Annotated in this window: 17 protein-coding genes; 12 read left to right on the top strand and 5 right to left on the bottom strand. The window is 71.2% G+C overall.

Annotated elements, in window-relative coordinates; translation table 11 throughout:
- Positions 1-77: 77 nt before the first annotated feature.
- Positions 78-1265 carry an outer membrane porin GjpA gene (gene gjpA / locus RCP38_RS15050; protein WP_308473732.1) on the top strand — a complete coding sequence of 396 codons (1188 nt, stop codon included), beginning with the start codon at positions 78-80 and terminating at the stop codon, positions 1263-1265.
- Between the two features lie 85 nt (positions 1266-1350).
- Entirely contained in the window at positions 1351-4680 is a 3330-nt protein-coding gene (locus RCP38_RS15045; protein ID WP_308473731.1) for a PGRS repeat-containing protein, read from the top strand.
- Between the two features lie 83 nt (positions 4681-4763).
- Here RCP38_RS15045 and RCP38_RS15040 read toward each other — a convergent pair whose 3' ends face one another.
- A complete protein-coding gene (locus RCP38_RS15040; RefSeq protein WP_308473730.1) occupies positions 4764-5807 on the bottom strand; it encodes an LLM class F420-dependent oxidoreductase in 1044 nt (347 codons plus the stop codon).
- A 281-nt stretch (positions 5808-6088) separates the two neighbouring features.
- Here RCP38_RS15040 and gjpA (RCP38_RS15035) point away from each other — a divergent pair, with 281 nt between their 5' ends.
- From gjpA (RCP38_RS15035) to RCP38_RS15020, 4 genes are all read left to right on the top strand, one after another.
- Entirely contained in the window at positions 6089-7273 is a 1185-nt protein-coding gene (gjpA, locus tag RCP38_RS15035; protein WP_308473729.1) for an outer membrane porin GjpA, read from the top strand.
- A gap of 151 nt (positions 7274-7424) precedes the next feature.
- Positions 7425-10550: a PGRS repeat-containing protein gene (locus tag RCP38_RS15030; RefSeq protein ID WP_308473728.1), complete on the top strand. Its 3126-nt coding sequence runs from the start codon at positions 7425-7427 to the stop codon at positions 10548-10550.
- A 520-nt stretch (positions 10551-11070) separates the two neighbouring features.
- On the top strand, positions 11071-12192 hold the full coding sequence (gene gjpA / locus RCP38_RS15025; protein ID WP_308473727.1) for an outer membrane porin GjpA: 1122 nt from the start codon (positions 11071-11073) through the stop codon (positions 12190-12192).
- Positions 12193-12270: 78 nt separating this feature from the next.
- Positions 12271-15711, top strand: a complete 3441-nt coding sequence (locus RCP38_RS15020; protein WP_308473726.1) for a PGRS repeat-containing protein — start codon at positions 12271-12273, stop codon at positions 15709-15711.
- 132 nt (positions 15712-15843) lie between these two features.
- Here the strand turns inward: RCP38_RS15020 and RCP38_RS15015 are convergent, their stop codons facing one another.
- Positions 15844-16683, bottom strand: coding sequence for a dienelactone hydrolase family protein (locus tag RCP38_RS15015; RefSeq protein WP_308473725.1), 840 nt, complete (start codon positions 16681-16683; stop codon positions 15844-15846).
- A gap of 97 nt (positions 16684-16780) precedes the next feature.
- Between RCP38_RS15015 and glmS the strand changes: the two genes are divergently transcribed.
- The 5 genes from glmS (at position 16781) to rnhA (ending at position 21284) form a co-directional block, all read left to right on the top strand.
- Positions 16781-18649 carry a glutamine--fructose-6-phosphate transaminase (isomerizing) gene (gene glmS, locus RCP38_RS15010; protein ID WP_308473724.1) on the top strand — a complete coding sequence of 623 codons (1869 nt, stop codon included), beginning with the start codon at positions 16781-16783 and terminating at the stop codon, positions 18647-18649.
- 12 nt (positions 18650-18661) lie between these two features.
- A complete protein-coding gene (locus tag RCP38_RS15005; protein ID WP_308473723.1) occupies positions 18662-19219 on the top strand; it encodes a hypothetical protein in 558 nt (185 codons plus the stop codon).
- 91 nt (positions 19220-19310) lie between these two features.
- Positions 19311-20144, top strand: a complete 834-nt coding sequence (locus tag RCP38_RS15000; RefSeq protein WP_308477329.1) for a DUF4436 domain-containing protein — start codon at positions 19311-19313, stop codon at positions 20142-20144.
- Between the two features lie 28 nt (positions 20145-20172).
- A complete protein-coding gene (locus RCP38_RS14995; protein WP_308473722.1) occupies positions 20173-20799 on the top strand; it encodes a VOC family protein in 627 nt (208 codons plus the stop codon).
- The gene (gene rnhA / locus RCP38_RS14990) at positions 20796-21284 is read left to right on the top strand and encodes a ribonuclease HI (RefSeq protein WP_308473721.1); all 489 of its coding nucleotides are present in this window, start codon (positions 20796-20798) and stop codon (positions 21282-21284) included. The genes RCP38_RS14995 and rnhA overlap by 4 nt, the downstream gene beginning before the upstream one ends.
- A gap of 28 nt (positions 21285-21312) precedes the next feature.
- Here the strand turns inward: rnhA and RCP38_RS14985 are convergent, their stop codons facing one another.
- From RCP38_RS14985 to RCP38_RS14975, 3 genes are read right to left on the bottom strand one after another with little or no spacing between them, the layout of a single operon-like run.
- On the bottom strand, positions 21313-21675 hold the full coding sequence (locus RCP38_RS14985; protein WP_308473720.1) for a hypothetical protein: 363 nt from the start codon (positions 21673-21675) through the stop codon (positions 21313-21315).
- A complete protein-coding gene (locus RCP38_RS14980; RefSeq protein ID WP_308473719.1) occupies positions 21672-22409 on the bottom strand; it encodes an SDR family NAD(P)-dependent oxidoreductase in 738 nt (245 codons plus the stop codon). Before RCP38_RS14980 ends, RCP38_RS14985 begins: the two co-directional genes overlap by 4 nt.
- The gene (locus RCP38_RS14975) at positions 22406-24343 is read right to left on the bottom strand and encodes a flavin-containing monooxygenase (protein WP_308477327.1); all 1938 of its coding nucleotides are present in this window, start codon (positions 24341-24343) and stop codon (positions 22406-22408) included. The genes RCP38_RS14980 and RCP38_RS14975 overlap by 4 nt, the downstream gene beginning before the upstream one ends.
- Before the next feature lie 199 nt (positions 24344-24542).
- Here RCP38_RS14975 and RCP38_RS14970 point away from each other — a divergent pair, with 199 nt between their 5' ends.
- Entirely contained in the window at positions 24543-25985 is a 1443-nt protein-coding gene (locus RCP38_RS14970) for an NAD(P)H-hydrate dehydratase (protein WP_308473718.1), read from the top strand.
- Positions 25986-25991: the final 6 nt, after the last annotated feature.

The raw sequence follows: 25991 nt of genomic DNA, 5'->3' as shown, positions 1-25991 counted from the left end.
TGCCAGCAACATCACGGGGTTCGTGACGGTTGTTCGTGACGGTTGCTGAGGGAAGCCCTGACACAAAGGAGACGGCTGTGCAGCACGCCCTTCGCCCCTACGTCACCGCGGGTATCGCGCTGGTGGGTTCGAGCCTGATATCGGTCACCCCGGCGGTGGCGCCGATGCCCGGGATCGCCACCATCCGGGATGTGGCGTTGACCGGTGCGATGGAGGATTTCCTCGCACCCTGGATCGAGCAATACAACACCGCGGCCGCCAACGCCACGACACTGTTCAACAACTTCGCACTGGCGCCCTTCGTGGGATACCAGCAGGACCTCGCCAATCAGGGGGACTTCTGGAGTGCGATCCTGGCCGACCCCTCGAGCATCCCCGAACAGGTCGCGCAGCTGCAGGAGCACATGAAGGCGTCCGCGGACGCCTACAGCCTGATCAACGCGGGCGGACCCACCGGACTGGCCGGCGGTGACCCATTCACCGACCTGGTCGTCGCCCACACCCTCAGCGGCGAAGCGGACCTCGACCTGAGCGGGGACAACATCAGCGTTCTCGGGCACCAGTTCCTGCTCGCGTTCCTGCCGTCGATTCTGCCGCCGGACCTCGACCGCGATCTGGTCCTGCCCATCCTGAACTTCCTGTCCTCCCCGCTCAGTGGCATCCTCATCGGCTCGATCGGTCCCTGGCTGAGTCCCGGGGTCGCGCTGCTGAACAGCATCCAAGACGGCGACGGCCTCAACGAGATCATGGCCAACATGGTCGGCGCCTACTTCAACGGCGCCACCCTCAACCTGGACTTCCTCATCCCGCTTGTCGAGTCGACCGGTCTGCTGCCGGAAGGCACCAACGTCTACCACATCGACCTCGCGCTCGGCGGACTGCTGACACCCGGGGTGGTGGGCTCGGCACCCAATCTGGTGCCCGGAACCGGGGAGGAGATCGCCGCGCCCGGCGGATCCATCTTCAACAGCCTGGGACTGAACATCGACGCCAGCCTGTTGGGAGCGGTGCTGCCCGCGGTGACCCCGGCGCACGCCGTCGGCCCGATCGGCGCCTGGGAAGGCTGGATGCAGGCGCTGGGCGTCGTGCTCGGATCCGGCTGGAGCGGCAAGGCGAACCCACAGGACGCGGTGGCCCCGCTGACCGGCTTCCAGTTGCCGCAGATCCCCGCCGACATCTTCGGCCTCGATGACGGTGGGGTGGGCGCGGGTGACGCCACCGATGTCTTCGCCGACCTGGCCGGACTGATCGGCTTCGACGCCTGAGACGGTTCCCCGGCTTGGACGCAATCCCACTGACAACCTTCACAAACTGCTTTTCAGGACCGCTTCACAGGAGAGGTGTTCGCAAATGAGTCGTCGTCACAGCAGCAGCCAGCCTGGTCACACCGGTATCCGGCGCCGCCGGCGGGTGGTGGGTGCCGCCAGCGCGGTGGGCGCGTTCCTGGCGTTCGGGATGGCGCCGCTGACCGCGCCGCCGGTCGCTCACGCCGACATCGACTTCGGCGACTTCGATTTCGGTGACCTGTTCGCAGGGTGGTCCGGTACCGACGCGGGCGATCCCGGTCTGGCCGCCGGCGACGACTTCTCCTGGACCGGAATCATGGACCAGTGGTTCTACGAGCCGCTGCACGCCGGCGTCCAGGCCTGGATCACCAGCGACCTTGGCGAGATGGTCAACGGCTCGATCAACGAGATGTTCGGGCTCTACCTGATCGGTAACGGCGTCGACGGCACCGCGATCAACCCCGACGGCGGAGACGGCGGACTGCTGTTCGGCGACGGCGGCGCCGGCTGGGACAGCGATGCGGCCGGTGTGGACGGCGGCAACGGCGGTGACGCCCTCGGCTTCTTCGGCAACGGCGGTGCCGGTGGTGACGGCGGTGCCGGAGCCGACGGTGGTGCCGGCGGGATCGGTTCCTGGTGGATGGGCCACGGCGGTGCCGGCGGTGCCGGCGGTGACGCACTGGGACCGGGCCTAGCCGGTGGCAACGGTGGTGACGGCGGTGACGCGGTGGCCTTCTTCTTCGGCAACGGCGGAGCCGGTGGTGCCGGTGCGGCCGGCGCCGACGGGGCGGCCGGCAGTTTCGCGAGCGGCGGCACCGGCAACGGTGGTGCCGGTGGCCACGGCGGTAACGGTGGAACCGGGGGCCGCAGCGGGAACTCCTGGGGCGACGGCGGTGCGGGCGGCCAGGCAGGTGCCGGCGGTAACGGCGGGGCCGGCGCGGACGGTACCGACACCAACCCCAATGGCGGCAACGGCGGTGCCGCCGGTGCCGGCGGTAACGGTGGCCTCGGCGGCATCAAGTTCGACGGCTCACTGGGGTCGGTCGGCCAAGATGCCGACGGCGGTGCCGGCGGCACCGGTGGCGCCGGTGGTGCGGCCGCCCAGGACACCGGCGGCAACTTCCTCGGCGACGGCGGCCGGGGTGGTGCCGGTGGTGCCGGCGGCACCGGTCCGCAGGGTGGTGACGGTGGTGCCGGCGGCATCGGCGGCGACGGCATCAACGGCGGCGCGGGCGGCAACGGCGCCCTGGGCGGCACCGGCGCGCTCGCCGGTGGCACCGGTGGTGCCGGTGGTAACGGCGGTGACGCCACCGGCAGCGCGACCTCCGCAGGCGTCGCGGGCAACGGCGGCGTCGGCGGGCAGGGCGGATCCAGCGATTCCGGCACCGCGGGCAACGGCGGCGCCGGCGGGCACGGAGGCAACGGCGCCACCGACGACGCCACCGTCGCAACCACCGGCGGTAACGGCGGGACCGGCGGCCGCGCGGGCAACACCAGCACCGCGATCGGCGGCGAAGCCGGTACCGGCGGCGACGGCGGGACCGGTACCTATCGCGGCGGCAACGGTGGCGTCGGCGGCATCGGTTCCGCCGGTCCGCTCGGTGGCGGTGACGGCGGCGATGGCGGCCGTGGCGGTGACGCGACCGGTTGGGTCGACGCCACCGGTAGCAGCGGCGTAGCGGCCGGGACCGTGTACAGCATCGGCGGCAACGGCGGGGCCGGCGGGCAGAGTGGCGGTCCGGCCGCCACTCTCGGCGGTGAGGGTGCCGACACCGTCCCGACCGGCGGTAACGGCGGTGACGGCGGCAACGGCGCCGACGAGGGCATCAGCATCGGCGGCAACGGCGGCGCGGGCGGCCAGGGCGGCCACGGCGCCGGGGCTGCACCGGGCGGCAGCGGTGGCGACGGCGGGAACGGCGGAACGGGCACCTATGTCGGCGGCAACGGCGGCAACGGCGGCAATGCCAACAATGGCGGCAGTACTCCCGGCGGTGACGGCGGCAACGGCGGCAACGGCGGCGACAGTGCCGGGGCCACCAGTGGCAGCCTCACCGACGCCCACGCCGGAAACGGCGGAAACGGCGGCAACGGCGGCAACGGCACAGGCAACGCCGCGCCGGGCGACGCGGGCAACGGCGGCAACGGCGGCGCCGGACACGGCATCGCCGCCGGTGGCAACGGTGGCAACGGTGGCAACGGCGGCAGCGGCGACCAGAGCTTCGGTAACCCGGGGCTCTCCGGCGTCGCCCGGGGCAACGCCGGCGGCGACGGCCAAGACGGCTCGACCGGCGGCATCGGCGGCAACGGCGGAAACGGCGGGGCCGCGGAGAACGGGAACGCCGGGAACGCCGGCAACGGCGGCAAGGGCGGCAACGGCGGGATCGGCGGAACCGGTGGGACCGGCGGCACCGACGCCGCCACCGGCAACGGCCTGGCCGGCGGCAACGGCGGTGACGGCGGTGACGGCGGGGCCGGCGGCACCGCCGGACAGGCCGGGCAGGCCAGCGGAACCGGCAACGACGGTGCGTCCGGCACCGACGGCCAGGAGGGCAACGGCGGCAAGGGCGGTAACGGTGGCGCCGGCGGTGCCGGGGCGGCTGGCACCGACGGCGCGAACTCGGCGACCGGGACCGGCGGGGACGGCACCGGCGGCGGCAACGGCGGTGTCGGCGGCAACGCCGGCAGCGGCGGATCGGGCTACGTCGGCGGTGTCGGTGGCACCGGCGGCTCCGGCGGCACTGGCGGCGCCGGCGGTGCGGGCGGTGACGGCGGCACCAGCGCCGGCGGCGTCGGCCAGGCCGCCGGTGACGGTGGTGCCGGTGGTACCGGTGGCGCGGCCGGCACCGGAGGCGCCGGTGGATCGAGCACCGGTGGTGGTGCGGACGGTGCGGCCGGCTCCGACGGGACCGGTGGTGCGGGCGGCGTCGGTGGTGCCGGTGGTACGGGCGGCGACGGCGTCGGCGGTACCAGCCCGGCCAATGCCGACGGTGGCGACGGCCAGGCCGGTGGTGCCGGCGGTAACGGTGGCAAGGGCGGTGTCGGCGGCACCTCCGACGGCGGCACCGGCGGTGTGGGTGGCGCCGGCGGCGCGGGCGGCACCGGTGGTGCGGGCGGCGCCGGCGGTGACGGCGGCGTCAACTCGACCGGTGACGGGTTCGACGGCGGTAACGGTGCCGATGGCGGTGCCGGCGGGAACGGCGGCAGCGGTGGGGCCGGGGGCGGCAGCACCGATGGCACCGCCGGTTCCGGCGGCGGCGGTGGGGCACTCGGGAGCGGCGGCGCCGGCGGCGCTGCCGGACAGGGGAATCCGGGCCAGGGCAGCGGCAGCCCGGGATCGGACGGTGATGCCGGTGACGCGGGTGCCGACGGCACCGCCGGTAACCCCGGCTCGTAACCGGGTGCGAGGTCGCGGTCGCCGGGTCCGTCAGGGCCCGGCGACCGTCGTCATCTCGGGGCAGAGAACCGCGCCGGTGGCGGTCAGCCCGGCAGCAGGGCCCGCAATTCCTCCACGTAGCGCAACGACTCACCCGGGTCGGCGGTCAGCGGCCCGACCAGCAACGTCGTCACGCCGGCTTCGGCATACGCGGCCAGCCGTTCGGCGATGAGCCCGCGCGGACCGATCAGCGAGGTGTGCCGGACCAGGTCGTCGGGTACGGCGGCGATCGCCTCGGCCTTGCGCCCGGCCAGGTACAGCTCCTGAATGCGGTCGGCGACCTCGCCGAATCCGTAGCGGGTGGCCAGGTTGTGGTAGAAATTACGGCCTTTGGCGCCCATGCCGCCGATGTATAGCGCCAACTGCGGTTTCGCCCACTGCAGGCGATCCTCGACGTCGTCGCCGATGGCCAGGGACGCCCCGACGATGACATCCAGCGGTCCCAATGCCGGATCACGTTTGGCGGCACCGGCTTCCAGGGCCTCTCCCCACACGTCGGCGGCGCGTTCGGGGTAGAAGAACACCGGCTGCCAGCCGTCGGCGATCTCCGCGGTCAACTCGACGTTCTTCGGACCCAGCGCGGCGATCGAGATCGGAATCCGCGTCCGCACCGGATGGTTGATCAGCTTCAGCGGCTTACCCAAGCCGGTGCCGCGATCCGCGGGCAGCGGCAGTTGATAGTGCTTCCCGTCGTAGTCGAGTCGTTCGCGGCGCCACACCGACCGGCAGATCTCCACCACCTCGCGGGTGCGGCCGAGCGGCGCGTCGAACGGCACCCCGTGGAAGCCCTCTATCACCTGGGGCCCGGAGGTGCCGATGCCCAGCGCGAAGCGCCCGTCGGAGACGTAGTCCAGGCCGGCGGCGGTCATCGCCAGCAGGGCGGGGGTGCGGGTGTAGATCGGCAGCACCCCGGTCAGGAGCTCGACCCGCGAGGTCTTGGCCGCCAGATATCCCAGCTGACTGATGGCGTCGAACGAGTACGCCTCGGCGACCGCGACCACGTCGATCCCGACCCGCTCCAGTTCCACGAGGTGGCCGACGGCCTCTTTGAACCCGCCGGAGTAGCCCAGTTGCACGCCGATTCGCATCCCTCACACATACCAGGGATTTTTCGGACGTCCTGACGTGTCTTAAAAAGGACAACCGTTCACTCTCAGGGAATATTTATGCCGGTTGGCGATACATGGTTCGATTGGTGGCCATGACCTTGGGTAATGGTGAAAAATCAATTGACGAAGACGCTTGAGTCTTATCTACTTCACGGTTAGTGTTCTATTTCACATCAGTGAATCAGTGTGAATCCAGGAGCAACACGGCGGCGCCACGGCTTCTTGAGGCGCCGGCCGAGGGCGGCACCTCACAAAAGGAGATGGCTGTGCAGCAAACCCTTCGCCCCTACGTCACCGCCGGCATCGCGATTGTCGGCTCCGGCCTGATCGCCGCCCCCCCGGTCGCGGCCCCGCTGCCCGGCCCCCAGGTGAGCCGCGACGTGGCATTCACCAGCGCTCTCGGTGACCTCACCGGGCCATGGCAGGACGTGTTCAACGCGACGTCGGAGAACCTCACCCAGCTGACGAACAACTTTGCTCTCGCCCCGTTCGTCGGATTCCAACAGTTCCTGGCCAACCAGGCCGGCTTCTGGGATCAGATGCTCAACGACCCGTCGTCGATTCCGGCGGTGATGCAGCAGATGCAGGACAACCTGGACGCGGTGATGACCGCCTACACCCTGCTGAACGCCAGCGACGAGACGGTCCAGACGGTTACCTGGCACACCCTCAGCGGGACCAATGAGACTGCGATGCCGCCGACTATCGGCCATGACGCGCTGCTGCTGCTTCTGCCGCTGTTCTTGTCCGAAGAGCAGCAGGAGACGCTGGGGCCGATCATCAACTTTGCGGCCTCCCCGTTCAGCGGGATGCTGATGGGCGCGCTGGGCCCGGCCATCAGCCCGTTGGTGGCGTTGTACAACGGCATCAGCGACGGCGACGGCCTCAATGAGATCTTCGCCAACATGTACGGCTCCTTCTTCAACGGCGCCACCCTCAATCTGGACTTCTTGATTCCGGTGATCGCGGAGTCGGGGCTGTTGCCGTTGCCGGAAGAAGTGGTCATCAACCACCTCGACATCGCCTTCGGCGGCATGTTCAGTGCGGGCAGCGTGGCCCCGATCTACGACGCGGGCGGCGACGGGAGCGTGTTGGTGCCGGCGGCCGGCGGCTCGATCCTCAACAGCCTGGGCATGAGCATCGACGCCAGCGGCCTCGGGCTGCCGATCCCGCCGCTGGAGATCGCAAGCCATGCGGTCGGCCCGATCGGAGCGTGGCTGGGCTGGACCCAGGCCATCGGCGAAGTGCTCGGCATGAATTGGTGGAACGGCAAGGGGATGCCGGTACCGCCGGCGACCCCGCCGTTGGCCGGCGTCGACTTCCCGACCCTGCCCGACAGCATGTTCGACGATGGCGGCCCCGCCGCCGACCCGGGCGACTCCGCCGGCCTGTCGGATCTGGACCTGTCGGGTCTTTTGGACGCACTGGTTGCCTTCGGCGACTGAGGCGGACCCGCATGCGCAGGCGTTTTCCCATTGACAACTTTTTCGGAACTGCATTTCAGGACCGCTTCCCAAGGAGAGGTGTTCGCAAATGAGTCGTCGTCACAGCACTAGTCAGCGTGGTAACACCGGTGCCCGGTACCGCAGGCGCGCGGTGGGCGCCGCGGGTGCGGTGGGTGCGTTCCTGGCGTTCGGAATGGCCCCGTTGACCGTCGCCCCCGCGCATGCCGATTTCGACTTCGCCGATCTCGACTTCGGTGACCTGTTCGGGGCATGGGGCGGTGATGCCGGCGACCCGGGGATCGGAGCCGGTGATGAATTCTCGTGGACCGGCATCATGGACCAGTGGTTCTATGAGCCGCTGCACGACGTAACCCAGCTCTGGATCACCAGTGACTTCGGCGAGATGGTCAACGGGATGATCAACGACTGGTCGGGTATGTACCTGATCGGCAACGGCGTCGATGGCACCGAGGACACGCCCGACGGCGGAGACGGCGGACTGTGGCTCGGCGACGGCGGCGCGGGCTGGGACAGTGATCAGGCCGGTGTAGCGGGCGGAGACGGCGGTGCCGCGCTCGGCTGGCTGGGCAACGGCGGCGACGGCGGCGACGGTGGCGCCGGCGCGGCCGGCGGAACCGGTGGCGCCAGCGGCTGGTTCATGGGTCACGGCGGCGACGGCGGTGCCGGTGGAGCCGCGACAGTCGCCGGTGGTATCGGTGGTGCCGGCGGTGCCGGTGGCGCCTCGGCCGCGTGGTTCTTCGGTAACGGTGGTGCCGGCGGTATCGGTGGTGCCGGTGCTGATGGCGTGGCCGGCAGCGTGGCCGCGGACGGATCGGTCATCGCGGCCACCTCGGGCGGCAACGGTGGCGCCGGCGGCGTCGGCGGACGCAGCGGCTACCTGTTCGGTGATGGCGGCAAGGGCGGCGCGGGCGGCGTCGGCGGCGCCGCGGGGGCCGGCGCCGACGGGACCGCCGACCACGTCGACGGCGGTAACGCCGCGTCGGGTGGACGCGGTGGTGTCGGTGGTGCCGGTGGTGTCCGCGCCTCCTACAACTACGCATCCCCCTTCTACGGGTCCGGTGGGACCGGCGGTGACGGCGGCGACGGCGGTGCGGCGGCGGCCGGCGGTAACGGCTATCAAGACTCCAGCGGTGCCTACTTGGGCAATGGCGGCCGCGGCGGCGCCGGCGGCGGCGGCGGGGCCGCCGGTGCCGGCGGTACCGGCGGCAGCGAGGGTGCCGGTGGAACCGGCGGCGCCGGTCAAGACGGCGGTGATGGCGGTGCGGGAATCACCGGTGGCTTCGGCGGTGCCGGTGGCGGCAGCGGTGCCTCGACCGGTGACAACGACGGCGTGGCCGGCGGCAACGGCGGCGACGGCGGATTCGGGGCGGTCCAGGGCGGCACCGGCGGTGGCGGCGGCGCCGGCGGCGGTGCCGACGCCGGTAACGCCGGGAACGGCGGCAACGGGGGCAACGGCGGTGACGCAGCCACCGACGACGACACCGTGCAGACCACGGGCGGCAATGGCGGTTCCGGTGGTTCCGCCGGCAGCAGCGACAGCGGAACCGGTGGTAACGGCGGCACCGGTGGTGACGGCGGCGTCGGTACCTACCGGGGCGGCAACGGCGGTGGCAACGCATTCAGTGCGCGCGGCGGCAGTGGGGCCATCGGTGGGGTCGGCGGTGCCGGCGGTGACGGCGGCGTAGCGACCGGCTGGGCGGACGGTGACGGCCACATCTACAGCATCGGCGGCAACGGTGGGGCCGGCTCCAGCGGCGGCTCCGGGTCCGCAGATAACGGTGGCGCCGGTGGCGCCGGCGGGGCAGGGGCCGATGGAGCCACCGGCGCCGGGGTGATCAGCGTCGGTGGTAACGGTGGCGCCGGCGGTAGCGGCGGTAACTCAACCGGCGGCCTCACCGGTGGCGTCGGTGGCGCCGGTGGTGACGGCGGTGACGGGACCGCTTCGGGCGGCAACGGCGGTGTCGGCGGTGGCGGCGGCGGGGGCAACCTCTCGCTCGGTGGTGGCACCGGTATCGGTGGCGACGGCGGCGCCGGTGGGGCCGGTGGCGACAGCGGCGGGGTTGCCACACCCGGTGACGCCCCGACCGACTTCTCCGCTCCCAGTCATGCCGGTAACGGCGGGGCCGGCGGTATCGGTGGCACCGCCGGCAGCGGTGTGGCCGGCAACGGTGGCACCGGCGGGGTGGGCGGCAACGCGCTGGGCAGTGTCGACGGCGGAACGGGTGGTAACGGCGGACAAGGCGGGAGCGGTCTCACGGCCGGCAACGGCGGCACCGGCGGTGACGGCGGCACGGCCGTCGACGGTGACGGCGGTAACGCCGGTGACGGCGGTCGCGGCGGCATCGGGGCCAGCGGCGCCTTTGGCCTCAGCGGCGAGGGCAACCCGGTCTTCGGTAACCCGGGCACGGTCGGCGGCGACGGCGGTGGCGGTTCCGCCGGCGGGGCGGGAGGTACCGGCGGGACCGGCGGCGCCTCGGAGAACGGCACCGGCGGCAACGCCGGCAACGGCGGCACCGGCGGCACGGGCGGTGCCGGCGGGGCCGGCGGCCAAGGGGGCACCGGTGCGGACGGCGTCGGCCAGGCCGGCGGCAACGGCGGTGACGGTGGCGCCGGCGGTACCGGCGGGCAAGCCGGACAGGCCGGCACCGGTGGAGCCGGCAACGGACTGGCGGGAACCGACGGCCTTGACGGCGATGGCGGCCGCGGCGGGAACGGCGGTGCTGGTGGGGCCGGTGCCGCAGGAACCGACGGCGCGGACTCCACCGATGGTGTCGGCGGTGACGGCACCGCCGGCAGTGCCGGTGGGGCCGGCGGTAACGCCGGTAACGGCGGCAGCTCGGGCTCCGGCACCGGCGGCGCCGGCGGCGCCGGCGGCATCGGGGGTAGCGGTGGAATCGGCGGCAACGGCGGCAACGGCGGCACCGACGCCGACACCGGTAACGGCTTCGACGGCGGCGCCGGCGCAGACGGTGGTGCCGGCGGCGCGGGCGGCGCGGCTGGTAACGGCGGCGCCAGCGACAGCGGCAGCCAGGGCGCCGGCGGCTTTGGCGGCACCGGCGGCGCGGGCGGCACCGGTGGTAACGGTGGCGACGGCGGCGCACCCGGCGTGGGTGGCGTACCGGGACAGGGCGGTGCTGCCGGCAACGGCGGAGTCGGCGGGGCCGGTACTGCGGGTGGCGCCGGTGACCCCGACGGCACTCACGCCAGTGATGGCAGTACTGGCAGTGATGGCACTCCCGGTAACCCCGGCGCGTAGCCGGTAGTCGAGGGCGACTGCGGTCGCCGGGTCCTGGCGGACTCGGCGACCGCAGTCGTTTCGGTCCACCTTTTCCGCTCTGGTACAGCGGCAGCCCGGTAGGACCGTGCGGGACGAAGCGCGGGTTCCCAGCTAACTTCGTGACCAATGAGAGGCGGTGGATAGGGCCGCCGGTCCCGGATCTGTTGGTCGTGACGCGTTCCGGATTGAGGACTTCTTGCGTTGATGCGACCAGGAATTCTCGGTTCTGAAAGATGGCAGATCTCTCAGGAAAATTCTAGAAAAAAGTGGACACAATGAGTGTCAGTGTCAACAATTCGGCAAAATCAGCCCTTTCTGCTGGCGAAATCCCGGGAAAAGCACAGAATAAATATTTTCTGAAACTACTTGTGTCATAGGTTACTCACCAGTAGTGTCACGCGTTACATAAGCAAATCTATGTGATCCCCGACGCAACACGGCGGCGCCGCGCTCTTCGAGGTGCTGACCGAGGGCGGCAACCCCACCAAAGGAGATTGTTGTGCAGCAAACTCTTCGCCCCTACGTCACCGCCGGTGTCGCGATCGTGGGCGCAAGCCTGGTTGCGGCCACACCGGTGGTGGCGCCGCCGCACGGAATGACCGTGGTCCCCGACATCACGCTGACGGCGTCCGACGCCTGGGCGGACGCGTTGAACCTGGCGTCGGAGAACCTCACCCAGTTGATGAACAACGTCAACCTGGCCCCCGGCGTCGCGTTCCAGCAGTTCCTCGCCAACCAATACGACTACGCCCAGCAGTTGCTGGACGACCCGGCGAACATCACCGCCGTCACCGAACAGATTCGCCACAACCTCGACGGCTTGTTCACCGGATACGCACTGACCAACCCCACCACCGAGACGCTGGAGACCGTGCTCAGCCACACCCTGTTCGCCGGTGACCCGGTGACCTCCACCCTGGGCTGGTATGACCTGTTCGCCGGCCCGCTGGCGCAGATCGCGGGTGGGATGTTCCCCGCCGAGATGATCCCGGTCCTGCACATGCTGTCCTCGCCGCTGAGCGGCATCATCATGGGCTCGCTGGGCCCGCTGATCGCGCCGTGGGTGGGGCTGCTCAACAGCATCACCGACCACGACAGCCTCGGGGACATCCTGGCCAACACCTTCGGTGCCTTCCTGAACGGCGCCACTCTCAACCTCGACAGCCTGGTCCCGCTGATCAATGAAATCGGTGGTGGATTGCTCCCGGCCGGCTCGGAGCTCACCCATGTGGACATCGCGTTCGGTGGCCTGTTCACCGCCGGTGACGTGGCCATCGACCCCTATCAGGTCGCCGGCCCCGGCGGCGCCCTGATCGACGCCACCCCGGCCGTCGGCGGCTCCATCCTCAACAGTGTCGGACTCGGCCTGGTCGGTGTTCCCGTCCTCGGTGCGCTGAACCTCGAGAGCCACGCGGTCGGTCCGCTCGCGGCGTGGCAGGCCTGGGGGCAGACCGTCGGTGCGCTGTTGGGTTCGGGCTGGGACGGCAAGGGAGCGGTGCCCGTGGCACCGCCGCTGTCCGACTCGGACCTGCCGCTGATCACCGACCTCGACGACGGTGGAGTGGGCGGTGCCGCGGCCAGCGACTGGTTCGCGGATCTCCTTACCGGATTCAGCTTCTGAAGCGCCCGCTGCGTAGTTCGTCGACCCCACTGAAAACTTCCACCACCAACTGAACTTTCACAGGAGAGGTGTTCGCAAATGAGTCGTCACACCAACGGCCCGGCTGACTCCCACGGAAACACCGCATCGCGGCGCCGCAACCGGATGATCGGCGCCGGCAGCGCCGTCGCGGCGTTCCTCGCGTTCGGCATGACACCGCTGGGCGCCGCGCCGCAGGCCCATGCCGATATCGAGGACCTGTTCACTCTGGACTGGCTCGTGCCCGACGCGGACGTCGCCGGTCCCGCAGCCGGTTTCGACCTGGGCGATCTGAGCAGCTTCTTCGGCGACGCGTCGGCATTCAACGCCGCCTCGCTGATCGACGGGCTCTTCTACACCCCGCTGCATGAGTTGGCCGAGTTCTGGATCAACAACCCGCTGGGTGAATTCGTCAACGGCACCATCAACACACTGGCCGGCCAGTACCTGATCGGCGACGGCATCGACGGCACGGCGGAGAACCCCGACGGCGGTGACGGTGGCCTGTGGTTCGGCGACGGTGGTGCCGGCTGGAGCAGTGATGTGGCCGGCGTGGCCGGCGGTGACGGCGGCAACGCGCTGGGCTTCGGCAACGGCGGCGACGGTGGGGCCGGTGGCGCCGGTGCCATGGGTGGCGACGGCGGCATCGGCGGTGTCTTCATGGGCAACGGTGGCGACGGCGGGGCCGGCGGTGACGCCGTGAGCGGCTTCGCCAGCGCGGCCGGCGGCGACGGTGGCGCGGCGATGGCCTGGCTGTTCGGCAACGGTGGTGCCGGTGGTGCCGGTGGCGCCGGTCTGGCCGGCGCGGCCGGCAGCTTCGCCGACGGCGGCACCGGCACCGGCGGTAACGGCACGGCTGGCGCCAACGGTGGAGCCGGAGGGGTCAGTGGCTACCTGTTCGGCAACGGTGGTGCCGGTGGTGCCGGCGGTGCCGGCGGTAACGCCGGGAACGGCGCGGCCGGAACCGCTGCCCACGTCAACGGTGGCAACGGTGGCAGCGCGCTCTCGGCCAAGGGTGGTGCCGGCGGCGCGGCCGGCGCCCGCGGTTCGAACTACTTCGATTCGCCGTTCCTGGGGCAGGCCGGGCAGGCCGGTGACGGCGGCGATGGTGGTAACGCCGGCAACGGCGGTGACGCGTTCGCCGACGGCTCCGGCGCCTACCTCGGGAACGGCGGCACCGGCGGCGCCGGCGGTGTCGGTGGTGCCGGCGACATCGGCGGCACCGGTGGCAGCGGCGGTAACGGTGGTGCGGGCATCAGCGGCGGTAACGGTGGCGTCGGTGCCGCGGGCGGTAGCTCGCTGGATGACAACATCGGCGGCACGGGCGGCCACGGCGGTAACGGCGGTGACGCCACCGGCGCGGTCGGCGTCATCGGTACCGCCGGCAACGGTGGTCAAGGTGGTAACGGCGGCTCCAACGACACCGGTACCGGGGGTGCGGGTGGCGCCGCCGGTGCGGCCGGCAACGGAGCCACCGACGACGCCACCATCAAGACCATCGGCGGCAACGGTGCCCGCGGCGGCAGCGGCGGCGACGGTTTGATCGCCGGCCACGGCAGTAACGGCACCGACGGCGGCACCGGCACCTTCAAAGGCGGCAACGGTGGTGCCGGCGGCGGCGGCGGCTCCACCGTCGACGGCGGCACCGGCGGTAACGGTGGTGCCGGTGGTGCCGGCGGTGTCAGCACCGGTTGGGACGGCGGTGACGGCAACATCTACAGCCAGGGCGGCGACGGCGGCATCGGCGGTGCCGGCGGCTCCTTCGGTGGCGTAGTGCTCGGCGTTTCGGCTAACGGCGGCAACGGTGGTGCCGGCGGTGCCGGCGGTAGCGGCGCGACCGGGGTCAACGTGGTCAGCGTCGGCGGCAACGGCGGTCAAGGCGGCGCGGGTGGCGGTGGCGTCGGCGATGACGTCAGCGGCAACGGCGGCGCCGGCGGTAACGGCGGCGACGGCACCGCGTCCGGTGGCAACGGCGGCACCGGAGGTGCCGGTGGTGGCAGTTCGTCGGTGTTCGGCACCGTCGGCGGCAGCGGTGGCACCGGTGGTAACGGCGGCGACAGTGGCGGCGTAGCGGTCACGGTCGGCAACCCCGCCGGCTTCGGCGCCAGTCACGCCGGCAACGGCGGCAACGGCGGTTTGGGCGGTGTCGGCGCTACCAGTGGTGTCGGTGGCGACGCCGGTGACGGCGGCAACGGTGCCGGCGACGTCAACGGCGGCAACGGCGGTACCGGTGGTGTCGGCGGCGCGGGTTTGGCCGGCACCGCGGGGGTCTCTGGCAACAGCCTCCTGGGCGGCGGCTCGACCACGCCCGGCGGCGACGGCGGCACCGGCGGTGACGCCGCGGCCGGCGGCAAGGGCGGCAACGGCGGCAACTCGGAGAACGGCACCGGCGGCAACGCCGGCGCCGGCGGTGTGGGCGGTCGTGGCGGTGCGGGCGGTGCGGGCGGTGACGGCGGCACCGATCCGACCACCGGGGCAGGATTGGCCGGCGGTAACGGCGGTCAGGCAGGTATCGGAGGCGCGGGCGGGACCGCCGGTACCGCCGGGCACGGTGGCGCCGGTGACGGCGCCACCGCTACGGACGGCAACGGCGGCCTGGGCGGTACCGGTGGGGCCGGTGGGGCCGGTGGCAACGGCGCCGCGGGTACCAGCTCAGCCAACGCCGCCGGTGGCAACGGCCACGATGGCGGCGCGGGCGGTAAGGGCGGTAACGGTGGTGCCGGTGGCACGTCGGGCACCGGAAACGGTGGTTCCGGTGGTTCCGGTGGCGCCGGCGGTGTCGCCGGCAACGGTGGCGCCGGGGGCAACGGCGGTGTGGACGCCAATGGCAACGGTCTGGCCGGCGGTGACGGTGGTAACGGCGGGGTCGGCGGTCACAGCGGCATCAGTGGAGCCGGCGGCGACAGCACCAGCGGCACCGACGGCACCGCCAACCTCAGCCTCCTCGGCGGCAAGGGCGGCGTGGGCGGCGCGGGCGGCGCCGGCGGTAACGGCCTCGACGGGGCCAGCGTGCCCACCGCGGCCGGGGCCGACGGCGGCACCGGCGGTGCCGGTGGTCACGGCGGCAACGGCGGGACCGGCGGTGGCTCCGACACCAACACGGGCGGCGCCGGCGGCGCGTCCGGGGCCGGCGGCCACGGCGGCAACGGCGGCGACGGTGGGACCGGCAGCGCCGGGTCCGGCGCCAACGGCGATGGCCTCGACGGTGGCAACGGCGGCGCGGGCGGTAAGGGCGGCGCCGCAGGAACCGGCGGCAACGGCGGTGCGAGCACCAGCGGCAATGCCGGCAACGGCGGTAATGGGGCTGCCGGCGGTGGTGGCGGTAACGGCGGCGACGGCGGTGACGGCGGAGCGCCGGCCGGAACCGGCACCGCCGGAGACGGTGGCGACGGCGGTGCACTCGGCACCGGAGGCGCGGGCGGTACCGGTGGCACCGGTAACAACGACGGCGCCACCGGCCCCGCGGGCGCCGACGGAAGCGCCGGCAACCCGGGCAGCTAGCCGCGCCTTGCTCGACACGGTCGCCGGGCCCCGCAACAGGGGCCCGGCGATCGTGTCGTCAGCGGGCCTCGCTTGCGGCTACGTGAGCCGATCGGTTCGGGCGGAAAACCGGTCTGGTGCCGGGGACTGAACCTAGGCGAACAGCGCGGCGAACTTCTCCTCCGGGCTCACCGGCTCCGGCAAGGCTTCCAGCGCTTCGGTTTTGGGCAGCGCCACCTGCGGATCGGCGAAGGCCCGGTAGGTCTTGTCGCCCACCAGCTGTGCCAGCAGATAGCCGGTCAACAGGGCACGCACCCGCCGCTGGGTGCGCCGGTCGGATGTCGGCAATCCGAAGAAACCGGCCAGGCGCCGGCCCTGCGGCAGGCCGGCGGCCGACGCCTTGCCGATCACCCGCAGCGTCGAACCGGGCCAGGCATGCGCCAGCTCGACGGCGTTGGAGCGCAGCGCCTTCGGAGCGTCCGGGCTGCTGAACACCACGCCGGGCACATCCAGCGTCGCCGCCGCCTGCTCGGCGGGGGGAGTGGTGACCGTCGGAAAGATCGCGGCCACCGCCCGGGGTTTCACCGATAGGCCCGCAGCGGCGAACACCGCAGCCGAACCGCCGAAACCGTGGCCGGCGACGGCCAGGCGGTCCCGGTTGACACTGATGCGGCCGCGCCCCAACCGGATCTCGGTGGTGATCTCCAACGCACAGCCCAGGTCGGCGGCCGCCTCCAGCACCGACGGAGCCAGACCCCGCCCGGTGTCAGGTGCCGCGGCCACGATGCCCCACGACGCCAGGTGCTCCAGCAGTCCGGCGTAACGGTCGGCCCCGGTCAGCCAGTCGTGCCCGAAGGCCACTGCGGGAAGGCGGTAGCCGGACTCGGGGGTGTACACCACCCCGGCCAGGCCCGCATAGGCCAGATCGCCCCGCAGCACGCGATGCGGGCCGGGGCGGTTCAACGCGGCGTAAAGACGCTTGATGCTGGCCATCCGATGACGGTAACGCACGGCGGTCCGTCCCGATCAAGGCTTGGGTGACCTGCACGATTGCTCAGGGGTACCCGCCGTTGCACTACCCTGGACAGTTATGTGTGGAATCGTCGGCTACGTCGGGCAGCGGCCTGCGCGTGACGTTGTCGTCGAGGCGTTGCGCCGGATGGAATACCGCGGTTATGACTCCGCCGGCATAGCGGTCGTCGACGGCGTCGGACAGCTGACCATCCGTCGCCGCGCCGGCCGACTGGCCAACCTGGAGGCCGAACTCGCCGACACCGAACCCGCGCTGTTGGCCGGGGGCACCGGGCTGGGCCACACCCGGTGGGCCACCCACGGCCGCCCGACCGACCGTAACGCCCACCCGCACTGCGATACGGCCGGCAAGTTCGCCGTGGTGCACAACGGCATCATCGAGAACTTCGCGGTGCTGCGTGACGAGTTGGAACGTGCCGGGGTGGAGTTCGCCAGCGAGACCGACAGTGAGGTGACCGTCCACCTGCTGGCCCGCGAATACCGCGAAGGTGCGGCCGCCGGGGACTTCGTCGGATCCGCGCTGGCGGTGCTGCGCCGGCTGGAGGGCCACTTCACCGTGGTCTTCGCCCATGCCGACGAGCCGGGCACGATCGTCGCCGCCCGCCGCTCGACCCCCTTGGTGGTCGGCATCGGAGACGGCGAGATGTTCTTGGGTTCCGACGTCGCCGCCTTCATTCCCTTCACTCGCGACGCGGTCGAGTTGGGCCAGGACCAGGCGGTGGTCATCACCGCCGACGGCTACCGCATCACCGACTTCGCCGGCGCCGACGACACCGCCAACGCCCGGCCCTTCCACATCGACTGGGACCTGTCCGCCGCCGAGAAGGGCGGCTACGAGTACTTCATGCTCAAAGAGATCGCCGAGCAGCCCACCGCGGTGACCGAAACGCTGCTCGGACACTTCGAGGACGGCCGGATCGTGCTCGACGAGCAGCGATTGAGCGACCAGGAACTGCGCGAGATCGACAAGGTCTTCGTGGTGGCCTGCGGCACCGCCTACCACTCCGGGCTGTTGGCCAAGTACGCGATCGAGCACTGGACCCGGCTTCCGGTCGAGGTCGAGCTGGCCAGCGAGTTCCGCTACCGCGACCCGGTACTGGACCGCAGCACCCTGGTGGTGGCGATCAGCCAGTCCGGCGAGACGGCCGACACCTTGGAGGCGGTCCGCCACGCCAAGGAACAGAAGGCCAAGGTGCTCGCGGTCTGCAACACCAACGGTTCGCAGATCCCGCGGGAGTGTGACGCGGTGCTCTACACCCGTGCCGGTCCGGAGATCGGCGTCGCCTCGACCAAGACCTTCCTGGCGCAGATCACCGCGAACTACCTGGTCGGTCTCGCGCTGGCGCAGGCCCGGGGCACCAAGTACCCCGACGAGGTCGAGAAGGAGTACCGGCAACTGGAGGCGATGCCCGAACTGGTGTCGCAGGTGCTGCAGAGCATCGAGTCGGTGGCCGACCTGGCCCGGCAGTTCGCGAAATCGAGTGCCGTGCTGTTCCTGGGCCGCCATGTCGGCTACCCGGTGGCACTCGAGGGCGCGCTCAAGCTCAAGGAACTGGCGTACATGCACGCCGAGGGGTTCGCCGCGGGCGAGCTCAAGCACGGGCCGATCGCCCTGATCGAAGACGACCTGCCGGTGATCGTGGTGATGCCCTCGCCGAAGAACGCGGCGATGCTGCACTCCAAACTGCTCTCCAACATCCGGGAGATCCAGGCGCGTGGGGCGGTCACCATCGTGATCGCCGAGGAGGGCGACGAGACGGTGCGCCCCTACGCCGATCACCTGATCGAGATCCCCGCGGTGCCAACGCTTTACCAACCGCTGCTGTCCACCATTCCGCTGCAGGTCTTCGCCGCCGGGGTGGCGCAGGCGCGCGGTTATGACGTGGACAAGCCGCGGAACCTGGCCAAATCGGTCACCGTCGAGTAGCGGGAGAAATCAGTGCGACGTTCAATGGCGATGGCGTGCGCCGCGGTGGCGGTGCTCTCACCCGTCCCGAATGCGGTTGCGGCCAACGAGGTTCCCGACCTCGGGCCGCTCGTCGACGACAGTGGACCGCTGCCGGCCACCCTCGCCGACCTCACCGGAATCCCCGACCTGGCGTTCACCACACCCGCCGGTGTGGCCTGCCGGAAGAGCCGCGGCAAGGTGACGCACAGTGTGGCCTGCGCGGGCAACATCGTCGGCGCCCCGGCGGGAACCCGCAGCGTGAGTCTGGGCACCGTCCACGCCGACGGCAACGGCCCGGCGCAGTTCTGGCCTTCGGCACCCGACGGGCTGCTCGGCGATCCCGCCAAGGTGCCCACGATCATGCTGACGCCCGGCCACAAGATCGTGTTCTGGGATTTCTCGCCCACCGAATCGTTGGTCTGCGGAAGCCCGTTCGGCACCGAGGTCGCCTGTGTCCTCCGAGCGCCGCACGAGAACGGCGCCAAAGCCGGTGCGCCGGCGGTGACGCACGGCTTCGTCATCTCCGCATCGGGCAGCGAAGTCTTCTGATTCCGCCGACCACGCCGGTCGCCGTCGAGTACAAAGAAACATCGTGACCAGCACCACCCCTTCCCCGCGTACCAAGCGGGCCAGGCTCTTGATGATCCTCGGCATGACGGTGTTCTTCATCGCGTCCTATGTCGTCACCGTCGCGCTGTACCACAAAGCGGGGTGTGGCTGCCCGCGCCAACTCACCGAGGGCCGGGCCGCGGCCGACGGCACGACGGTGACCATCGACATCGAAGATCTGCAGACCGTCAAGGGCACCTTGACCGGCAAGGTCACCATCACCCCGGGGGCCGGACTGCTGGACCCGGCCACCCACGGACTCAAGGACGAGCTCAGCATCGCGGTGCATTCCGCGGTCACACCGACCAAACGGACCTGGGCCAAGGGCATGGTGCCCGGTGAGTTCCCGGTCCCGCTGACCGTCTCCGGAAACTCCGCCAACTGGCCGTTCGACCACTACGAGACGGGCCCGATCACCGTCGACGTGCTGCGCGGCGACTCCCCGGCGCCGGAACGGATCTCGGCGATATTCGTCGACCATATCGCCGGCTGGAAGAACGAGATCACCGGGGACGAGGAGACCGGTGGCCCCTACCGGGTGACGCTGCACCGGTCGCCGAGCACCGTGGCGTTCGGCGCCGTCGTCGTCGGCGTGCTGGTCGCGCTGGCAGCGGTCGGCGTCGTGGTCGCGCTGCTGACGTTCGGGGGCTGGCGAAAATTCCAGCCGCCGATGACGACCTGGTATGCCGCAATGCTTTTCGCGGTGGTTCCGCTGCGCGAAGCGCTGCCCGACGCGCCGCCGATCGGATCCTGGATCGATGTCACGGTCACCCTGTGGGTGATCGTGGCGCTGGTCATGTCGATGCTGCTGTTCATCTTCTGCTGGTGGCGTGACCTGAAGCCCGATCCGGTCACCCAAGCCTGACGGGATGCGCGGAAGTACTGTGAGCGGCATGTCCGTCACCGTCGACGAACTCCATCTCGCCGATTCGGCCGGCACCTGGCGGTCGGCCGGGTTCAGCGTGGACCCCGACGACGTCTGCCGGGTGGGTGAGGTTCGGCTGCGGCTGACCGGCAGCGGCACCGGCATCCTCGGGTGGGCACTGCGGGGTCTGCCCTCCGACGGCCCGCTCGACGGTATCCCCACCGTCCGTTCCGACGCGGCGGCCACCGAACCGGCCGTGCATCCGAACGGCGTCACCTCAATCGATCACGTTGTGCTGTTGTCTCCCAACCTGCCTCGCAGCGTCGAGGCGTTGGCGGCCGTCGGGCTGCAGGCGCGCCGGGTCCGCGACGCCGAACTCGGCGGCCGGCCGATGCGGCAGATATTCTTCCGGCTGGATGCGGTGATCCTCGAAGTCGTCGGGGCGCCCGATGCGGCGGCGGACGGCCCGTCATCGCTGTGGGGAATCACCTACACCGTCGCCGATATCGAGGTGACGGCGTCGTTCTTCGGCGAGCGCACCTCGCCGGTGAAGGACGCTGTGCAGCCCGGCCGCCGGATCACCACGCTGCGGCATCGCGAACTGGGCATGTCGGTCCGCACCGCGATGATCTCGCCCCCTATTCTCAGCCGATGACCGAATCCACCGATGACGTGGTCGTCATCCACACCGACGGTGGGTGCCGCCCCAACCCGGGCCCCGGTGGCTGGGGCGCGGTGCTGCGTATGCGCCACCACGTCCGCGAGATGTGCGGTGGGGAACCCGGCGAGACGAGCAACAACCGGATGGAGCTGACCGCCCCGATCGTGGCGCTGGAAGCCCTCACCCGTCCCGTGGTGGTACATCTGCACACCGATAGCACCTACGTGCGCAACGGCATCACCAAGTGGGTGTCGGGTTGGGAGCGCAACGGCTGGCTGACCGCGGCGAAGCAGCCGGTGAAGAACGTCGACCTGTGGAAGCGACTTCAGGCCGCCTGCGCGCGTCACCAGGTCGAGTGGTTCTGGGTGAAAGGCCATTCGGGGGTCGCCGACAACGAGCTGGCCGATGAGTTGGCGACCCGGGGCCTACACCAGGCGATCGCCGAGGCGGCCACGCGCACCGCGACCGGCATGGAGTGACTTCCGGAATCGGGGTCCCAGCGGGCCGTCAGCCGCCCACCGCGGTGAGATAGCCTCCGATGCCCGCGGCGCAGGCCGCGGCGGTCAGCGCGAATGTCGCCACAGCAAACGGCCAGGCCGGGCGGCGGCGCACCAGTCGCACGATGGTCAGGGCCATCCCGATCAGACCAAGCGCCGCGGCGACGCCGAACCCGGCCGTGATCGCCGTGACGCCGGCGTCGATATCACAGGTCGCCGGTGGGCAGTTGTCGGTGAAGGCCACCATCATCAACCCCAGCAGCGCGGCGGTAGCGGCCCCGACGACCGTCAGGACCAGAGCCGTGACCGAGCCGATGAGATCCGCCCGCGAGACGGGTGGCTTCGGGGGCGGGTCGCTCGGGGGCATCGTCATGGATGCCGCGCGGTGACTCCACCGTCGACGACGATCTGGGTGCCGGTGACAAACGACGCCCTCGGCGACATCAGAAACGCCACGGCCTGGGCGACTTCCTCGGGCCGGCCGATACGCCCCAGCGGCGCGGCGGCTACGAAACCCGCTGCGACCTCCTCCACGTCGAGCGCGATCTGCAGCATCGGGGTTTCGATGAAGCCCGGGCAGACCGCGTTGACGCGGATCCCGGCCGGGCCCAGTTGCGCGGCCATCGACCGGGTCAGCCCCAGCAGGCCGGCCTTGGAGGCGCAGTAGGCCGGGATGAACGGATTGGCGGTCAGTCCCTCGATGCTGGAGATGCCGACCACCGCCGGACCGCCACCGGCCCGCGCCACCGCCTCCAGGTGCGGCAACATCAACTGCACCAGCATCGCCTGGGCGCGCAGGTTGACGTCCATGACGGCATCCCAGGACTCGCCGCTATAGGCGCCCACCGGTTCGGGCAGCACCCGGCCCGCGGCATGCACCAGGCCGTCGATGCCGTCCAGTGCGTCGGCAGCGGCCGCGACCGCCGCCGGCAGGCCGGCGTCGTCACAGACGTCGACCACCGCGCCGGGCATCCCCATGCTTTCGGCGACGTCGGTCACGGCGGGTGCGATGTCCCACAACGCAACCCGCCGCCCCTCGGCGACCAGTGCCTGCGCACACGCCCGGCCGATCCCCGATGCCGCCCCGGTGACCACCACACCGCTCACTTCGCCGCTCCTTCTTTGACGACGAACTGAGACCAGTCCGGTTCCCGTATCGCCGACCAGTATTCGTCGAGCCGCCACGGGCTCACGGTGTGGATCTCGCCGTCGGCGTTCTTGAAATAGGAATGCTTGACCGCCGGATGCGCCCACACCGTCTTCTTGATCTCGGCCTGGGTGGCCCGATGCCATTCGGCGGCCGCCTCGGCGGTGGGTTCCACCGAGTGCAGTCCCTCGTCGGCCAGCTTGGCCAGGCAGGCGTCGATGTAGCGCATCTCCAACTCGGAGTTGAAGATCAGGCTGCCGCCGTGGGCCAGATGCGCCCCCGGCCCGTAGAGCAGAAAGAAGTTCGGGAAGCCGGGCACCGTGATGCCCAGATACGCGAACGGTTTGCTGCCCCACAGGGCGTGCAGGTCGGTGCCGTCGCGACCGGTGACGCGCATCGGCCACAACACGTCGGTGTGCCGAAATCCGGTGGCGTAGACGATCACATCGACATCGTGGTGAACCCGGTCCGCGGTCTCGACGCCGGTCGGGGTGATCCGGCGGATCGGGGTGCGGTCCAGTTCGACGTCGTCGCGGCGCAGGGTCTTCAACCAGGTGCCGTTGTCCTGCAGGGTGCGTTTACCGGTCGCCGGGTAGTCGGGGAGCACCTTGGCCAGCAGTTCCTCGTCGTCACCGACCTGATCGGTGATCCACCCGGTGAACATCTGCCGGGCCAGCGCGTTGATCTCACTGACCGCGAAGTCCTGATCGGGATAGTCCGGATCCACCCGGGCCGCCTCCAAGCCCTTGTCGGCGCCGGGCCACAACAGCAGCAACCGGTACCAGCGGCCGTAGAACGGCAGGTGCTGCAACGCCCAGCGCACCCCGTCGGGGACCGCGTCGTGATACATCGGGTTGGGGAACATCCACTGCGCGGTGCGCTGAAACACCGTCAGGTGCTCCACGCGATCGGCGATGGCCGGCGCGATCTGAAATCCGCTGGCACCGGCCCCGATCAGGGCCACCCGCTTGCCGGTGAGGTCCACGCTGTGATCCCAGGCCGCGGAGTGAAACGCCGGCCCGGCGAAGTCCTCGGCGCCCTCGATGTCGGGCAGGTTCGGCCGGTTGAGCTGGCCGACCGCGGTGATCACCGCCCGCGCGGAGGCCGTGGACACCGCACCGTCGGAGGTGCGCACGGTCAGCGTCCACGTCCCGGTCGCCTCGTCCCAGACCGCGTCGGTCACCTCGGTGCCCCACCGGATGTGGGCGTCCAGTCCGTGCTTGGTGACCAGGTCGGCGAAATAGGCCCGCAACTCCGGCTGTTCGGCGAAGTAGTGGCCCCAGTCGTTGTTGGGTTCGAAGCTGTAGCAGTAGAAGTGGTTCGCGACGTCCACCCGGGCACCCGGATAGTCGTTCTCCCACCACGTTCCGCCCGGGCCCGCGTTCTTCTCGATGATCGTGAAGGGAATGCCGGCCTGCGCCAGCCGGATTCCGGCCAGCACACCCGATTCACCGCAGCCGATCACCACCACCGGCAGCTGCGTCGCGGCATCGGCTTTCAACACCGTCGGGCGCCGCGGGTCGACACCGTCGAGGTCGAGTTCCTCGGTCAGCAACCCCAGGTAGGCCTCCGGAACGGTTTCGCAGGCCGCCCAATCCATCATCTCCTTGATCAGTTCGGCGGGCAGCGGTGCGGGCTGCGGGCACCCGCGGTCGCGGTAGTCGATGATCACCGGCAGTGCCTCGGCGCGGGCCCGCGCCTTGTCCTCCTCGGACATGAAGCCCTGGATCTCGTTGAGGAAGATTCCGTTCTGGGCGAAGTCCCGGATGAACCGGGGATCACCGGTGATGTGTACGCACGACAGCAGCAGGGTCGGGATCGAGACCTGTTCCAAAGCGGTGGCGATCTCGGTGTCGGTGCTGGTGAACGGTTCCCCGGCATAGCGGTTGCGCAACAACTCGGCCTTTCCCTCTATTCGCTACTGAGCGGCGCGAAATTGGTTCGGACGATACGCGAGCGACGGTGGTCGATCAAGGATTCTGCGGCGCGGTTGCCGCGACCCGCCACCGTCCGCTGCGACATCGCCCGGGCATCGCCGGCGGCCACTAGCCTGGCAACCGCGAGGACGGGCGATCACCGGTGAGGAGGGTGGAGTGCGGCACTACTACAGCGTCGAGGTCATCCGTGCCGCCGAGGCACCCCTGCTGGCGAGCCTGCCCGACGGCGTGCTGATGCGCCGGGCCGCGTTCGGCCTGGCGACCGCGATCGGCCGGGAACTGGCCGCCCGCACCGGGGGAGTGTCCGGGCGCAACGTGTGCGCGGTGGTGGGTTCCGGCGACAACGGCGGCGACGCACTGTGGGCGGCCACCCTGCTGCGCCGGCGTGGCGCGGCGGCCGCCGCGATCCTGCTGGATCCCGAGCGTTCCCACGCCAAGGGCCTGGCGGCGTTCCGGCGCGCCGGCGGCCGGATCGTCGATGCGGTGCCGTCGGCAACGGATCTGGTGATCGACGGCGTGGTGGGCATCTCCGGGCGGGGCGCGTTGCGTCCGCACGCCGCCGAAGTGTTCGCCGATGTCGCGACCCGGGGTATCCCGGTGGTGGCCGTCGACATCCCCAGCGGACTGGACCCGCACACCGGCGCCGCGGAGGGTGCGGCCGTGCAGGCCGCGCTCACCGTCACCTTCGGCGGCCTCAAACCGGTGCATGCGCTGGCCGATTGCGGTCGGGTCGAACTCGTCGACATCGGCCTGCAGCTACCGGCCACCGACCTGCACTCGTTGACCGCGGCCGACGTCGAGAAATGCTGGCCGGCGCCGGGCCCCCGCGACGACAAGTACACCCAGGGCGTCACCGGAATCCTGGCCGGCTCGGCGACCTACCCGGGAGCGGCCATCCTCTGCACGGGTGCCGCGGTGGCGGCCACCTCGGGCATGGTCCGCTACGCGGGAAGCGCAGACGCCGAAGTCGTCTCGCACTGGCCGGAGGTGATCGCGGCCCCGAACCCGGCCGCCGCCGGGCGGGTGCAGGCCTGGGTGGTGGGGCCGGGCCTGGGCACCGGCGAGCAGGCCGCCGCTGCGCTGTGGTTCGCGCTGGGCACCGATCTTCCGGTGATCGTCGACGCCGACGCCCTGACCATCCTGGCCGCCCACCCCGACCTGGTCGCCGGGCGCAGCGCCCCCACCGTGCTCACGCCGCATGCCGGGGAGTACGCCCGGCTGGCCGGTCACCCGCCCGGTCCGGACCGGGTCGGCGCGGCCCGGGAACTGGCCGACCGCTTCGGGGCCACCGTGCTGCTCAAGGGCAACGTCACCGTCGTCGCCGAGCCGGCAACGGGATCGCCGGACGGGTGCGGCCGGGTCTATCTCAACGAGGCGCACGGATCCTGGGCCGCCACCGCGGGCTCCGGCGACGTGCTGTCGGGGATGATCGGCGCCCTGCTGGCGTCCGGTCTGCCGGCCGGCCAGGCCGCTGCCGCCGCCGCCTTCGTACACACCCGGGCCGCCGCCGCCTCGGCCGGCGATCCCGGACCCGGCGCCACGCCCACGTCGGCGTCGCGCATCCTGGCCCACATCCGTACCGCCCTTGCCCAGTTGTAGAGGAGT

It is taken from the genome of Mycolicibacter sp. MU0083 (assembly GCF_963378075.1).
GTDB classification, from domain to species: Bacteria; Actinomycetota; Actinomycetes; order Mycobacteriales; family Mycobacteriaceae; genus Mycobacterium; species Mycobacterium kokjensenii.
The sequence above is the reverse complement of the archived record's forward strand: the minus strand, read 5'-3'. Positions and strand labels throughout refer to the sequence as shown.